Annotated in this window: 16 protein-coding genes and 1 tRNA gene; 10 read left to right on the top strand and 7 right to left on the bottom strand. The window is 63.4% G+C overall.

Annotated features, from left to right (window positions below):
* Positions 1-406: 406 nt before the first annotated feature.
* Positions 407-1,306 carry a DUF2189 domain-containing protein gene (locus CWO89_RS07015; protein WP_130577933.1) on the top strand — a complete coding sequence of 300 codons (900 nt, stop codon included), beginning with the start codon at positions 407-409 and terminating at the stop codon, positions 1,304-1,306.
* A gap of 237 nt (positions 1,307-1,543) precedes the next feature.
* On the opposite strand, the gene CWO89_RS07010 is transcribed toward CWO89_RS07015, so the two are convergent.
* Positions 1,544-2,182 (bottom strand): class I SAM-dependent methyltransferase, encoded by a 639-nt coding sequence (locus CWO89_RS07010; protein ID WP_130577903.1) that lies wholly within the window; start codon positions 2,180-2,182, stop codon positions 1,544-1,546.
* A 58-nt stretch (positions 2,183-2,240) separates the two neighbouring features.
* On the opposite strand from CWO89_RS07010, the gene CWO89_RS07005 reads away from it, so the two are divergent.
* The gene (locus tag CWO89_RS07005; RefSeq protein WP_130577902.1) at positions 2,241-2,423 is read left to right on the top strand and encodes a hypothetical protein; all 183 of its coding nucleotides are present in this window, start codon (positions 2,241-2,243) and stop codon (positions 2,421-2,423) included.
* A gap of 288 nt (positions 2,424-2,711) precedes the next feature.
* Here the strand turns inward: CWO89_RS07005 and CWO89_RS07000 are convergent.
* A tRNA-Met gene (locus CWO89_RS07000) sits at positions 2,712-2,788 on the bottom strand.
* A 592-nt stretch (positions 2,789-3,380) separates the two neighbouring features.
* A complete protein-coding gene (locus CWO89_RS06995) occupies positions 3,381-4,142 on the bottom strand; it encodes an SDR family NAD(P)-dependent oxidoreductase (RefSeq protein ID WP_130577901.1) in 762 nt (253 codons plus the stop codon).
* Between the two features lie 148 nt (positions 4,143-4,290).
* Between CWO89_RS06995 and CWO89_RS06990 the strand changes: the two genes are divergently transcribed.
* From CWO89_RS06990 to CWO89_RS06960, 6 genes are all read left to right on the top strand, one after another.
* Entirely contained in the window at positions 4,291-5,073 is a 783-nt protein-coding gene (locus CWO89_RS06990; RefSeq protein ID WP_130577900.1) for an SDR family oxidoreductase, read from the top strand.
* 13 nt (positions 5,074-5,086) lie between these two features.
* On the top strand, positions 5,087-6,076 hold the full coding sequence (locus CWO89_RS06985; protein ID WP_130577899.1) for an NADPH:quinone reductase: 990 nt from the start codon (positions 5,087-5,089) through the stop codon (positions 6,074-6,076).
* Between the two features lie 81 nt (positions 6,077-6,157).
* Positions 6,158-7,012, top strand: a complete 855-nt coding sequence (locus CWO89_RS06980) for an MBL fold metallo-hydrolase (RefSeq protein WP_130577898.1) — start codon at positions 6,158-6,160, stop codon at positions 7,010-7,012.
* Positions 7,013-7,198: 186 nt separating this feature from the next.
* Positions 7,199-8,041 (top strand): fumarylacetoacetate hydrolase family protein, encoded by an 843-nt coding sequence (locus CWO89_RS06970; RefSeq protein WP_130577897.1) that lies wholly within the window; start codon positions 7,199-7,201, stop codon positions 8,039-8,041.
* 126 nt (positions 8,042-8,167) lie between these two features.
* Positions 8,168-8,782 (top strand): glutathione S-transferase family protein, encoded by a 615-nt coding sequence (locus CWO89_RS06965; RefSeq protein WP_130577896.1) that lies wholly within the window; start codon positions 8,168-8,170, stop codon positions 8,780-8,782.
* A 13-nt stretch (positions 8,783-8,795) separates the two neighbouring features.
* On the top strand, positions 8,796-9,668 hold the full coding sequence (locus CWO89_RS06960) for an MBL fold metallo-hydrolase (protein ID WP_130577895.1): 873 nt from the start codon (positions 8,796-8,798) through the stop codon (positions 9,666-9,668).
* 91 nt (positions 9,669-9,759) lie between these two features.
* Here the strand turns inward: CWO89_RS06960 and CWO89_RS06955 are convergent, their stop codons facing one another.
* Positions 9,760-10,302 carry a methylated-DNA--[protein]-cysteine S-methyltransferase gene (locus CWO89_RS06955; RefSeq protein ID WP_130577894.1) on the bottom strand — a complete coding sequence of 181 codons (543 nt, stop codon included), beginning with the start codon at positions 10,300-10,302 and terminating at the stop codon, positions 9,760-9,762.
* Positions 10,303-10,536: 234 nt separating this feature from the next.
* Between CWO89_RS06955 and CWO89_RS06950 the strand changes: the two genes are divergently transcribed.
* Positions 10,537-11,346 (top strand): alpha/beta fold hydrolase, encoded by an 810-nt coding sequence (locus CWO89_RS06950; protein WP_130577893.1) that lies wholly within the window; start codon positions 10,537-10,539, stop codon positions 11,344-11,346.
* A 96-nt stretch (positions 11,347-11,442) separates the two neighbouring features.
* On the opposite strand, the gene CWO89_RS49090 is transcribed toward CWO89_RS06950, so the two are convergent.
* From CWO89_RS49090 to CWO89_RS06940, 3 genes are all read right to left on the bottom strand, one after another.
* Positions 11,443-12,267 (bottom strand): adenylate/guanylate cyclase domain-containing protein, encoded by an 825-nt coding sequence (locus tag CWO89_RS49090; protein WP_349644867.1) that lies wholly within the window; start codon positions 12,265-12,267, stop codon positions 11,443-11,445.
* Between the two features lie 14 nt (positions 12,268-12,281).
* Entirely contained in the window at positions 12,282-13,175 is an 894-nt protein-coding gene (locus tag CWO89_RS49085) for a HAMP domain-containing protein (protein ID WP_349644866.1), read from the bottom strand.
* Positions 13,176-13,510: 335 nt separating this feature from the next.
* Positions 13,511-13,966, bottom strand: coding sequence for a carboxymuconolactone decarboxylase family protein (locus CWO89_RS06940; RefSeq protein ID WP_165421038.1), 456 nt, complete (start codon positions 13,964-13,966; stop codon positions 13,511-13,513).
* A 110-nt stretch (positions 13,967-14,076) separates the two neighbouring features.
* On the opposite strand from CWO89_RS06940, the gene CWO89_RS06935 reads away from it, so the two are divergent.
* Positions 14,077-14,543 (top strand): sigma-70 family RNA polymerase sigma factor (locus CWO89_RS06935; protein ID WP_130577891.1); only part of this gene is annotated, 467 nt, incomplete at its 3' end.

The following is a 14,543-nucleotide window of genomic DNA, read 5'->3' as shown; positions in this document are numbered from 1 at the left end:
CGCGGACTGCACGCCACGACCGCAAGTCTCATCAGAGCTGGGGGCGTTGGGATCAAGATGGTACGGGTCGAGCCGGGCGTCAATAGTGGAGGACGCCGCGCCTTGGTCCCTCGCGTTGCCGACGCCACGCAAACCGGCAATTGTCGGCCGATACCGATCGTCCGGCGGTGCGGTGCAGTGCAGCGAGAGAAGTGTGCAACCGCACAATTCACCCACCCGTGAGCGCTATCTTGCTCTCATCGCCTTAAGCTCGTACACCGGTAGCGACAGGTGTCGCCCGGCAAAGCTCCTTCTCGCTGAATCTGGCTCGCCGGGCTCGATCGCGATTTCCGCGCATGAGGCGAATGTGCGCGAGTTGAAGGCCGCGCCGTTCCCCCTTGCGATCACGAGCAAGGAGACCGGAGCCATGGCCACTCAGTATTTTGCAAGACCTCACCTGCAATTCTTCGGCGTCTCCACCGCATATGTCGTTCGCAAGATCGGCCTTTCGGACTTGCGCGACGCGCTGCGCCTGGGCTGGGAAGACTTCCAAGCGATACCAACTCACGCTGTCGTCCTGTGCGGAATTTATCCCGTTCTCGGTCTTGTTCTGTTCAGACTGGTCCTTGGCTATTCGGTGCTGCCGCTGCTGTTTCCGCTGGCGGCCGGTTTTGCGTTGATCGGTCCTTTTGCCGCGCTCGGCCTCTACGAACTCAGCCGCCGCCGCGAGCGCGGCGAGGAACCCGCAGCATGGCACGCGATGCACGTGCTGAGCGCACCGTCCTTCGGCGCCATTCTCGGCCTCGGCGTGCTCCTGCTCGTCCTGTTCGGGGTCTGGATCGCCGCCGCGGACGCGATCTACGTTACCATCTTCGGCTATGCCCCGGCCGCAAGCATCCCTGATTTCGCAACGCGCGTGCTGACGACGCCACAAGGCTGGTCGCTCATCATCATAGGCTGCGGCGTCGGCTTCCTGTTCGCAGTCGTGTCCCTGTGCGTCAGCGTCGTATCGTTTCCGTTGATGCTGGACAGACATGCCACTGCGATAGACGCCATCCGGACGTCGCTGCGGGCCGTGAAGGAGAATCCATTTGTGATGGCCGCATGGGGGCTGATTGTTGCGGCACTGCTGGTGATCGGTTCGCTGCCGTTCTTCGTCGGTCTCGCTGTCGTGCTGCCGGTGCTCGGTCATGCCACCTGGCATCTTTATCGGAAGGTGGTGGAGCCCGACCCGAATCCCCCACAGGAGGAGCCCCGCACACCGATAGGTCATCGCTACGCAGCAGATTTCCCGGCGTCGCTCTTCCCATGGAGCCACGAACGCTAGCCGGAGCAGCATTGAACGCGCTAGCCGGGCGATCGAAGCAAATAGATAGCCGTCTACGAGGCAATTGGGGCGGCGAGCTGTGGTTTACGCACCCTACCGGGCGATATAGCTCCGCCAAAGATAACCGCAGGCGGATGCTGATTGAGCCGCTCGACGCCGAACCGGACGAGGCCGTCCGCCATGCCGAGACAATTGGGCGCGTCGTGAAGATGCGATTCAGTTTAATCGCATCCTGCTCTAGCCTTGCCGCTTGCGCGCCGCGATATAGGGCCGGGCCTCGTTGCCTTTGGCCGCGTGGTTTTCGGTGGCCAGAACCTCGAAACCCGCCGCCTCCATCAGTTCGCCCAGCTCCATTGCCCGGAAAGCACCGGCATAAGGCGCTATGCCGATCGCGCGCATCGCGGGCAGCAAGGCTATCCGGATGAGCGGGTTCATGTCGCCGAGGCACGGCGTCTTCGAAATGAACAGGCCCCCCGGAGCGAGCAGGGCATGGATGCGCCGCAAGGTGCCGGACACGTCGCGGACCAGGTGGAGATAGTTGAAGCCCAGGATCGCGTCGAACGGCCCGGCCTCAGGCGCGAGCGTCTCCGCCGTCGCGATCTGGAAGGTGAGCCCCGGTATAGAGGAGGCGCCGTGCTTCTCCTTGGCGATCTCGATCATCTCGGCGGAAAAGTCCGTCGCAAGATAGCTTTGCACATCGCCTGCGAGCCTCAGCGCCGTCGTCGCGCAGCCCAACTCAAGCACCCGGTCGCCCGGCTTTAGCAAGGCAAGGGTCCGGTCGAGCGTACGCTCATATCCGGCCGGATCCGCAACCGCACCCTTGGCATATTTCCGTGACGATCTGTTCCAGAAACGGGCGTCGCTCGCGGTGCTCATAGAAAACGCTCCTTTTGCAGTTCAGCGCCGCGATCAGACGGAATCGGATCGTTAAAGCATGATCTCCGCGCAAACGCTTCGCGTTTTTCGCGAGGAGAACCGGTTTCCACTTTTCCGGATCTCGGAGGATGCCCGCGCCAACGTCATGCGCGGTATGATCGCTCGGGCGACGAGGCTGCACGGCGAGCACGCCGTTCCCGCTTTTGTTCTAAGAAACATCGGCCTGATCGCCGCAACCTGACCATTGTTGCCTCGATGCAACGTCACCGGGTGACGTGTGTCACGCCTTAGCTGAATAGGGTCCTCAATACTGTGCAAACAATTGCCTACCCGAATCCTCCACAAGGGGGGGCCCGCACGCCGATAGGTCATCGCTATGCCGCCGATTTCCCGGCGTCGCTCTTCCCATGGAGCCACGAACGCTGGCCGGAGCGGCATTGAACCTGCCAGCCGGGCGATCGAGGCTATTCGGGTCATCAAAAAGAAAGCCCCAGCAATCAACTGAGATTGCTGGGGCTTTCTACCAACTTGGTTGCGGGGATAGGATTTGAACCTATGACCTTCAGGTTATGAGCCTGACGAGCTACCGGGCTGCTCCACCCCGCGTTAAACCGGATTTCCGCCTTGCATGGAGAGAGGCCGAACGTGAAGCGGACAACGCTTGGAAGGGCGCCGCTCGATCCGTTCGAAAACTTCCTGAGAAGGCGACCCGGGGCCGAGGGCAACCGGGCGCGAGGCGTATGTATCAATGCTGATCCGCTTTGGAAAGCCCTTCGGCACAGGTTTTTTGAGGTTTTGTGACGGCCAAATTAACAGGATTCGTGCGCGAATCGGGCGTTTGGAACCTCCCTTGCCGAAAAGGCCGCAAAACTGGAGCCTCGGACCAAGAGAATCACGGAATGGCGGTCATTCGCATCAGGCGCGCACGCTTCCCGGAATGGCACAGGGTCGGGGCGGCATTCGGGGGATCGGCCACAATACCAATGCGCCGACCGTAATGATCGGCCAGAAGGCGTCGGACATGATCCGGGCGAAGCAGCAAGGAGCAACGGCCTTTCGCGGAAGGCCAATGCGCAAAAACCTCGTCCTGAGGAGCGCGCTCGCGCGCGTCTCGAAGGATGGGCCGCGGGCACTACCGGGGCCTCATGGTTCGAGACGCCGCTTCGCGGCTCCTCACCATGAGGGGCAGCACCGCGTCTCAGTTCAGCAAGAACCCGCCGTCGACCGTCACCACGGTGCCGGTCATGTAGCGCGAGGCTTTTGAGGCCAGCAGCAGGATCACGCCATCGAGGTCGGATTCGGCGCCGACCCGGCGCTGCGGAATCCGTTTTGTCAGTTTCTCGCCGGCCGGCGTCGCCCAGAAATCGTGGTTCATCTCGGTGTCGATATAGCCGGGCGCCAGCGCGTTGATGCGGATGTTGTTGCCGGCGAGCTCCAGCGCCATCACCTTGGTGGCCTGGATGATGCCGGCCTTCGAGACCGTGTAGGGCGAGAGGAATTTCATCACGCCGAGGCCGAGCACGGAGGCGATGTTGACGATGTTGCCCTCCTGCTTGCGCGCGATCATTCGCCGCGCCAGTTCGGTCGCCAGGAAATAGGCGCCCTTGAGATTGGCGCTGATCACGGCGTCCCAATCCGCCTCGGTCTGCTCGGTCGACAATTTCTCGATGGCGATGCCGGCATTGTTGATCAGTACGCTGACCGGACCGAAGGCGGCTTCCGCGGCGTCCAGCGCCTTGCCGATGCTACCGATGTCGGTGACGTCCATCTGCACCGCGCTCGCGCGGCCGCCCTTGCCCCTGATCTCCTCCTCCAGGCTCTTCAGCTTGCCGGTCTGCCGCGCCGCCAGAACGACGGCGGCGCCATGCGCGGAAAGGACGCGGGCGAATTGGCGCCCCAGCCCCTGGCTTGCGCCGGTGATCAAGATGGTTTCCTGGCTGACGTCAAACAGATCGGACATGGTGCGTTTCCCAAAACCTGATATGCGCGCATTGATACCTACGATTTCGGCCGGCGCAACGCCGCAGGACTTATCAGGCCGCGCGGCGTTGGCTAAAGTGGTCCCATCGAACATTTTAGAAACCACCTGACATCACGGGAGTGAAACAGTGGATCTTGAGATCAAAGGGCGCCGCGCCATCGTCTGCGCCTCGAGCAAGGGTCTGGGCCGCGCCTGCGCCATCGCGCTCGCCAATGAGGGCGTCCATGTCACCTTGACGGCGCGCGGCGCGGAAGCGCTGAAGAAGACCGCCGACGAGATTCGCAAAGGGCATCCCGACGTCACCGTCACTGAGATCGTCGGCGACATCACGACGCCCGCGGGCCGCGAGGCTGTGCTGAAGGCCTGCCCGGAACCGGACATCCTGATCAACAATGCCGGCGGTCCGCCGCCCGGCGATTTCCGCAACTGGACCCGCGACGACTGGATCAAGGCGATCGACGCCAACATGCTGACCCCGATCGAGCTGATCAAGGCCACCGTCGACGGCATGATGGCACGGAAATTCGGCCGCATCGTCAACATCACCTCCGCCGCGGTGAAGGCGCCGATCGAGATTTTGGGACTTTCCAACGGTGCGCGCGCCGGCCTTACCGGCTTCGTCGCGGGCCTCTCGCGCAAGACCGTCATCAACAACGTCACCGTCAATGCGCTGCTGCCGGGGCCGTTCGAGACCGATCGCCTGCTCGGCACCGCGAAACCGGAAGCCGAGAAGCGCGGCATCACCCCCCAGCAAGTGCTGGCCGAGCGCGCCAAGCTCAATCCCGCCGGCCGCTTCGGCGATCCCGAGGAGTTCGGCTACGCCTGCGCGTTCCTGTGCGGCGCCAGGGCCGGCTTCATCACCGGCCAGAACATCCTGCTCGACGGCGGCGCCTTCCCGGGCACGCTGTGAAGATGGTCACGCTGTGAGAGCGGTCTGGTACGAGCGGACAGGGCCGGCGGCAGAGGTCCTGACCTTCGGCGAGATGCCGACGCCGGTGGCGGCTGCAGGCGAGGTGCGAATCCGCCTGGAGGCCTCCGGCGTCAATCCCGCCGATGTCGGCCGCCGCGGCGGCAATTATCGGGCGATGGAATATCCGCGCGTGATCCCGAACAGCGATGGCGCCGGGATCATCGACCAGGTCGGCGACGGCGTGAAGCGGTTCAAGGTCGGTGACCGGGTCTGGCTGTTCAACGGCCAGCGCAACGGCCGCGCCTTTGGCACCGCCGCGGAATATATCACCCTCGCCGAGCACCTGGTGACGCCGCTGCCGGATCATCTCTCATTCGCGGAAGGCGCCACTCTCGGCATCCCCGGCATGACCGCGTGGTGCTGCCTGTTTGCGGACGGGCCGATCGTGGGCAAGACGGTGCTGGTCACCGGCGGCGCCGGCGCGGTCGGCCATTATGCCGTGCAACTGGCGAAATGGGGCGGCGCCGAGGTGATCGCAACCGTCAGCTCATCACACAAGGCCGAGCAGGCGCGGCGCGCGGGCGCCGATCTCGTGATCAACTACAAAGAGGAAGATGTCGTTGCGAAGGCGACGGCATTCACCCATCAACGCGGCGTCGACCGCGTGGTCGATGTCGATTTCGGCGGCAATCTCGCTGCTACGCTGAAGCTGATGGCGGTCAATTCCACGATCGCCGTCTACGCCACCAACGGCAACCGCAACCCCGTCGTGCCGATGCGCGAATTGATGGAGAAGTGCATCGCCTTGCGCGCGCTGGTGCTGTTCGCGCTGCCGCCGCCGTTGCTCGCCGCAGCTCAAGCCGACATCACGAAATGGCTCGCCGCCGGACCGCGCCTTCACAACATCGCCGGCCAGTTTGCGCTGACGGAGACGGCACAGGCTCACCTCGCGGTCGAGAAGGGAGACAAGCTCGGCACCGTTATCGTTGATTGCGCTCGTTAGAGCCTGATCGGGAGAGCGTGATCGGGAAAAGTGGGTACCGATCTTCCGAAAAGATCATGCTCAAAAGAAGGAAGCGGTGGGATGGAATGGAAAGTAGGCAGGGTCAAGATCACGAAGGTCGTCGAATTGGAGACGGTCGGGCACACCCGTTTCATCCTGCCGCTCGCGACCAACGAAGAAGTCCAGAAGCTGCCCTGGCTCATACCGCATTTTGCCACCGACGAAGGCCGGCTGAAAATGTCGATCCATTCGCTGCTGGTGGAGACGCCGACACGGCGGATCATCGTCGACACCGGGCTCGGCAATGACAAGCAGGGCCGCAACGTGCCGAGCTGGAACAACCGCAAGCATCCCTTCCTGGAGACGCTGACCGCGGCGGGCTTTCCCCCCGATAGCATCGACACCGTGCTGTGCACGCACCTGCATGTCGACCATGTCGGCTGGAACACGAAGCTCGTCGACGGCCAGTGGGTGCCGACCTTCTCCAACGCCCGCTACGTGTTCGGCCGAGCCGAATTCGAGCATTGGCGCGACCACGGCAAATCGCCCGACAACATCGCGGTGTTCACGGATTCCGTGAAGCCGATCGCGGATGCCGACAGGGCCGATCTCGTGCCTTCCGACCACCGCCTGACGGAGGAGATCACGCTGATCCCGACGCCCGGCCACAGCCCGGGCCATATGAGCATCCACATCCGCTCCGACGGCGAGGAAGCGCTGCTCACCGGCGACGTCACCCACCATCCCTGCCAGATGGCCCATCCGGACTGGTCCTCGACGGCGGATTCGGACCACAAGCAATCGGCGGTGACGCGGCGCGAATTGTTCTCCCGCTTTGCCGACACGCCGACGCTGGTGATCGGCGGCCATTTCAACGCCGGTCACATCAAGCGCGAGGGGGAAGCCTTCAAGTTCATCGCGCTGGACAATGCGTAGGGTGGGCAAAGCGGAGCGTGCCCACCCTTGCGAGCGAGGCGTTTGATGGTGGGCACGGCGGAAGTGCGCCTTTGCCCATCCTACCTACCCGCTTCCCGTTTTCGGCAGTTGAATTTCGCCCCGCGCTGCTCCATGAAGCGTCCTAAGTCCGTAAATTCCAAAAACCCCTGTAGGGAGTGATCAAAAATGAAGCTTGTTCGTTACGGCGCGAAGGGTGAGGAAAAGCCCGGCCTGATCGATAAATCCGGGCAGTTGCGCGACCTGTCGGCGCATCTGAAGGACCTCACCGGCGAGGCCTATTCGCCGGAATCCCTGGCCAAGCTGGCCGCGCTCGATCCGTCCAAGCTGCCTGCTGTTCCCGGCAACCCGCGCTTCGGCGCGCCGGTCACCGGCATCTCGAAATTCGTCGCCATCGGGCTGAACTACACCGACCATGCCAAGGAAACCGGCAATCCCATTCCGTCCGAGCCGATCTTCTTCCTGAAGGCCAACACCGCCCTCTCTGGCCCGAACGACGCCGTGGAGAAGCCGCGCGGCTCGACCAAGCTCGATTGGGAAGTGGAGATCGCCGCCATCATCGGCACCCGCGCCAAATATGTCTCGGAGGCCGACGCGCTCAACCATGTCGCCGGCTATTGCGTCTGCAACGACGTCTCCGAGCGCAATTTCCAGATCGAGCGTCTGGGACAGTGGACCAAGGGCAAGTCACACGACACCTTCGGCCCGCTCGGCCCCTGGCTCGTCACCAAGGACGAGATCCCGAACGTGCAGAGCCTCTCGATGTGGCTCGACGTCAACGGCCAGCGCCGCCAGACCGGCTCGACCTCGACCATGATCTTCTCGATGGCGAAGTGCATCTCCTACGTCTCGCAGTTCATGACAATGTTGCCCGGCGACATCGTCACGACCGGCACCCCGCCCGGCGTCGGCACCGGCATGAAGCCGCCGCAGTACCTCAATGTCGGCGACGTCGTGACGCTGGGCATCGAGAGCCTCGGCGAGCAGCGCCAGGAGATCGTCGCGGCGTAACGGCCGCTCTCTCATCCTGAGGAGCCGCGTAGGGTGGGCAAAGCGAAGCGTGCCCACCACTAGCAATTCTGTTCGTGATGGTGGGCACGCTTCGCTTTGCCCACCCTACGACCCAAGGGGCATCCCATGAAGCTTACTTTCTCGCCCGCCTCGCCGTTTGCCCGCAAGGTGCGCATCGCTGCGATCGAGACCGGGCTGATCGACAAGATCGAACTGGTCCCCACCACGGTCGCGCCAGGCACCGCGAATGATGCCTATACGCGCGATATCAACCCGCTGAAGAAACTCCCGGTGCTGATCCTCGATGACGGCGACGTCATCCTCGATTCCTACGTCATTGTCGAATATCTCGACGATCTCGCCGGCGGCGGCAAATTGATTCCCTCGTCCGGACCGGCGCGCTGGAAGGCGAAGACCGATCACTCGCTGCTGCAGGGCATGCTCGATTCCATGCTGTTGTGCCGCCACGAAAAGATGGTGCGGCCGCAGGGCTCGCAGTGGCAGGCTTGGTATGACGACCATTGGAACCGGGCCTGGGCCGGCATGGCGCGGTTCGAGCGGCGGGAGGATGTGCTTTCCGGGCCGTTCAACGTCGCCCAGATCGGACTGGTTTGCGTGCTCGGCTATGCCGACCTCCGCTTCCCCGACTGCGGCTGGCGCAAGGCCCATCCGAAGCTTGATGCATTCAACCAGAAGATGCTGGAGCGGCCGTCAGTCAAGATCTCGGTGCCGCCAGCCTGAAGCGGAGTCTGCCATGAGCCTCACTTTCTCGATCGGCGACCTCACCATCCACCGCATCATCGAGCAGGAGACGGCGTTCCTGCCGGCGCTGGACATGCTGCCCGGCCTGACGCCGGAAGTGCTGGCCGAGAACCGGGCCTGGATGCGTGAGGCCAAGGCGCTCGATGATAGCGACGTACTGCTCCTGTGCTTCCAGTCCTATGTCGTGAAGACGCCGCATCACACCATCCTGATCGATAGCTGCATCGGCAACGACAAGCCGCGCCCGCAGCGTCCGAAATGGAACATGAAGACCGACGACACCTATATGCGCGGCCTCGCCGCGGCCGGGTTCTCGGTCGAAGACATCGACTACGTCTTGTGCACGCATCTGCATGTCGACCATGTCGGCTGGAACACGCGACTGGAAAACGGCCGCTGGGTGCCGACCTTCCCGAGGGCGCGCTACGTCTTTGCAAGAAGCGAGTTCGACTACTGGACCACGCAGAACGAAAAGAGCGAGGTGCCGGCGTTCGTCGACAGCGTGCTGCCAATCGTGGAGTCAAAGCGCGAGGCGATCGTGACCAATGATTTCGCCATCGGCGACCACGCACGCATCCTGCCGACGCCCGGACACACGCCGGGCCATGTCGCCTTCACCCTTGGGCGCGGCAAGGACGACGCCGTGTTCTCCGGCGATCTCATGCACTCGCCGCTGCAGACGCACTATCCGGAACTGTCGGCGAAGTTCGATGTCGACCAGGCGCAGGCAGCGCGGACGCGGCGCAGTTTCCTGGAGCGCTATTGCGACACCGACACGCTCTGCTGCACCGCGCATTTCCCCTCGCCCTCGGTCGGCAATATCCGGCGCAGAGGCGACGGGTTTAAGTGCGAGACGATCAGTTAGCCGCGTAGGGTGGACAAAGCACAGCGTGCCCACCGTTAGAGACTCCGCCGTGATGGTGGGCACGCTGCGCTTTGCCCACCCCGCGATTTGCTCAATCAAACAAGCTCGGCGTGTGGTTGACGATGGCGCCCTCGATCTCGAGCATCTTCAGCTTCGTCACCACGCCGCCATTCGCCGAGAAGCCGCCGGGCTTGTCGCCGGCCGCGAGCACGCGGTGGCAGGGCACGACGATTGGGCACGGGTTGCGGCCGAGCGCCTGGCCGACGTCGCGCGACAGCTCGACGCCGCCAAGCTGCTTGGCGATGTCGCCATAGGTCATGGTCTTGCCCGGCGGTATCCTGCGCGCGATGTCATAGACGCCGCGGTTGAACGCCGGCACGCCGTCGAGGTCGAGCACGACCTCGGCAAGGTCGTTCGGTTTGCCCGCGAGCAGTTCGGTCATGGCCTCGATCGCACGTCTCACGTCCGCGGGCGGTGTGGCTTCCGTCACCTCGCCGCTCCGCTGGTGGATGCGCTGGCGGGTCTTTTCCTCGCTCCCCATCGGCAATTGCACGCCGGTGATGCCGCGCTCGCCCCACACTACGCCGCAAGCGCCGATCACGGTGTCGAAGATCGCAAAATGCTGCTCGGTCATGGCTTGCTCCATATCCGCTTTGCTCCATGTAGGAGCTTGATCCTTGTCGCGGAATCTAGGCTTGGCGAATATTGCTAACCACCCGAATCCTGGCCGGAACCCGAGGCATCGGCAATACCGGATCGGCGGCATCCACTTGAAAAAGCGAGACTTCCGCCCTGCGTTTTCGGGCATGGGCAGCGCCTGCGTTCCATGGAATCATGGGCCGTCCCTTCAGCCTCCACGAGCCCCTGCATGCAAACCCTTCGCGTCAACGGATACGACATGGCCTATCTCGAGGTGGGCGAAGGGCCGCCACTGGTGTGCGTGCACGGCTCGCTCTGCGATTTCCGCATCTGGTCGGCGACGCTGGGACTTCTGTCGCGCAAGCACCGCGTGATCGCGGTCAGCCTGCGGCACTTCTTCCCCGACCGCTGGGACGGTGTCGGCGACACCTATTCGATTGCCCAGCACGTCGAAGACGTCATCGCCTTCATCGAGCAGATCGAGCCGAAGCCGGTCGACCTGATGGGCCACTCGCGCGGTGGACACGTCTCCTTCCGGGTCGCGCAGCGGCGGCCGGATCTGTCGCGCAAACTGATCCTGGCCGAGCCCGGTGGCGAACTGGATGAAACGCTCGATCCCGAGTTCAAGCCGGGCCCCTCGCCGCTGGCGGCGCGGATCGCCGCCTCCGCCGAAATCATCGCCAAGGGCGATATCGATGGCGGGCTGCAGATTTTCATCGACGCGCTGGAAGGCCCCGGCGCCTGGAAGCGGTTGCCGCCGGCAGTGAAAGAGCCGTTGCGCGACAACGCGACGACGTTGATTGGCCAGACAAGCGACAAGCGTCCGCCGTTCTCGAAGGCGGACGCCGAAGCGATCCGGACGCCGACCCTGTTCATCGGCGGCGCCAACACCAGAGGCGCGCTGCCGAAAGTGCTGCACACGCTGGCGGCCCATGTGAAGGACTCGCGCACCGAGATGATCCCGGGCACGACGCATCCGATGTTCGAGCAGGCCCCTCAGCGCTATTGCGAGATCGTGCTGGATTTTCTGGCGGAGTGACTGCCGCTCACCTCCGCCGCCGCCACGTCATTGCGAGCCACCGGGGCGGCGCTGCGCGCCGACCCGGTGGCTCGCAATGACGAGTGGAGAGGCGCATCACTTGTGATCGAGATACCATGAGCCATCCCAATCGTCGGTGGGCGGATCTATCTTGAAGCCGTCGATGCGTTTGACAAAGGTCATGGATGGCCCGTCGGCGGGAACCGCTTCAAGTGCCTCCTTGAAGGCCTGAAGCGCCTCGTCCCAACGGCAGGCGCGATAAGCGGCAAGTCCCTCGGAATATCGCTTCAACAATGCCAATTGCGCCGGGCTCAGCTCGCCCTTGCGCCCGATGATCTCGAACACCGTAACCGGCCGCGTCTGGCCAACGACGACCAGCCGATCGACCTCGCGAAACTCGATCGCATCGGCGGCCGCTTTCACGGTCGCTTCGGAGACCAGGGCATGGCTGCCGTATATCTTGTTCACGCCCTCCAGGCGCGAGGCAAGGTTCACCGCGTCGCCCATGACGGTGTAGCTCATCATGAATTCCGAGCCGATGCTTCCCACCAGCACCTCGCCGGTCGCAACCCCGATGCGAACGTCGCATTCACTCGGTACCGACCGCACGCCCAGCAGCTCGGGCAATTCCGTCCGCAATGCCGTACCGCGATCGGCCATGTCGATGGCGGCGAGGCAGGCAAGCCGCGCCTGGTCGCCATCCTCGTTGAACGGCGGGCCCCAATAGGCCATGATCGCATCACCGATATATTTGTCGATGATCCCCTGATGACTGCGGATCGGGCCGGACATGGTCGAGAGGTAGTGATTCATCACCTTGACCAATCCCTGCGGCGTCATTCCTTCGCTGAGGCTGGTAAAGCCCTTCATGTCGCAGAACAGCACGGTCATGACACGGCGCTGACCGTCGGCCGCGGTCAAAGATTGTCTTTCAATCAATCCCTCCACGACCCGCGGTCGATATATCTGCCGAAGGTCTCGCGCATCCGCTCCTTGTGGCGCAATTGCTCGACCATCTTGTTGAACGCCGCCGTTAGCTGGCCGATCTCGTCCCGGGTCGTGACGTCGATCGAGCCATCGAGCCGGCCGGCTTCGACCGCGCGGGTCCCTTCCAGCAAGCGCCTGACCGGCCGCGTGATGCCGGTGCTTACGAAGAACGAAAAGAGCAGGCCCAGTATCGCGGCAAGTGCCGTCAGAATGACGGAGGCCAAAATCGACCTTTGCTGATCCTTCATCGTCACCGCGGCGTCGGCGCGCACCTGCGCCAGCATCTCCCCGCGAACCTCATCCACTCTCTGGTTGAGTTCATTGCGCAGGGCTTCGGTGCGAGCAAGACTGGCATTGACTTCGGCAAGATTGCCGGCTTCGAGCAACGGCAGCAGCCGTTTGTGCTCCTCACCCAGATAGCGGCGGAGGTCGCTATTCAGCGTCTCAATTCGATCGTCGATCCGGCCCAGCCTCGCGTTGTCCGATTCGGTGGAAAGATCCGCGATGATCGCGTTGACGAGGCCACGCGCGGTCTTCGCTTCCTGATCGACTTCCAGGCCCTTCGCCTCGTAGACTTTCTGCTGCTCGGCCACTGCAGCCTGGTCCGGTGGCGATTGCATGCTTGCGATCACCATCCTGCGGAGCGCCAATGCCTGCTCGAGCGAACGGACATTCATCCGCGCCAGATGACCGTAAGCCTCAACATATTTCGTCGTCAGCTCATCGAGCTGGTGGGCGATCCTCCTTGCCATCACCGTCGACAACACCGAGATGATGGCCATCAGCACGATCAGCCCCATGGCAATGCCAAGGATTCGGTTTCTGATTGTCGGTTGCAGCATTAATCGGCGCTCTGACATGACAGGCGGAATCTTCGAAGTAAGAACGGGATGACGCGAGAACGGGAAACACGGCCGATCGAGACGAGGCCAACCGACTTGGCCAACCCAAGCGTCTGATCAGCCTTCGCGAATGTAGCACAGTTCCAGAGACTGGATTGGGTGTCGTTTTCGGCGCCACCGGGACCGGCGGGCTTTTTCTGCGCGGACCTTAAGTGCCCAATAATGAATTCAAGAAAAGGCGACGCGGCCGGTGAGGAGACTTCGGAGAAGCTCCTCACCGCCCGATGCAATGTCGCAGCCGGCCTCTCTCCCAAGGCAGGAGGTGCAGGAGGCGATCAGATCTTCCACGCGCCGACCGGCTGGCGGACGGCGACGTTGAGGCGATTCCAGACGTTGATGACGGCGATCGCAAGGATCAGGGACGCCAACTCCTTTTCGTTGAAATGCTTGTCGGCCTCACGCCAGATCGCATCCGGCACCCCCTCCTCGCGATCGCTAAGCCGGGTCAGCGATTCCGTCAGCGCTAGCGCGGCGCGCTCGGCGTCGGTGAAATAGGGCGCATCGCGCCGGGCAGCGACGCAGAACAGCCGCTCGTCCGTTTCCCCAGCCCTCTTCGCGAGTTTCGGATGCATGTCGACGCAGACGCTGCAGCCGTTGATCTGGCTGGCGCGCAGGTGCACGAGTTCGAGCAGTTTCTCGGGCAGGCTGCCGTGCGGCAGGTTGCTGAGCGTCTGCATCGTCTTCATGGCCTCGGGAATGACCATCACGGGGTGGTTCATGCGGGCTTGCATCATTTGTTCTCCATGCCGTTGGCTTTGACGCAGTCCAGCCGATTTGCTGTCACACCGGCCGGATTTGCTTCGTCATGGCCATGACGGACGCGAGATGGAGAGTGTGACCGATGGACGAGAAAAATTTTCTGGCCGCGCAATTCGAGACCAACCGGGCCCATCTCCGCGCAGTGGCCTACCGCATGCTCGGCTCAGCGAGCGAGGTCGACGACGCCGTGCAGGAGACCTGGCTGCGGCTGAGCCGCACCGATGCCTCCGCGGTCGAAAATCTGGGAGGCTGGCTGACCACCGTGATCGCCCGTGTCTGCCTCGACATGCTGCGCGCGCGCAAGGCGCGCCGCGAGGACCCGATGGGCCCGCATGTGCCCGAGCCGGCCGCGCACGATATGCATGAGCGCGACGCCGAGATGGCCGATTCCGTCGGCGCGGCGCTGCTGGTGGTGCTGGATGCGCTCGCGCCGGCCGAGCGGCTCGCTTTCGTGCTGCACGACATGTTCGCCGTCCCCTTCGAGGAGATCGCGCCGATCGTCGGCCGCACGCCGGCGGCGGCGCGCCAGCTTGCAAGCCGTGCCCGGCG

It is taken from the genome of Bradyrhizobium sp. Leo170 (assembly GCF_004296405.1).
Taxonomy (GTDB): domain Bacteria; phylum Pseudomonadota; class Alphaproteobacteria; order Rhizobiales; family Xanthobacteraceae; genus Bradyrhizobium.
This window is presented reverse-complemented; position numbering and strand designations above follow the sequence as displayed.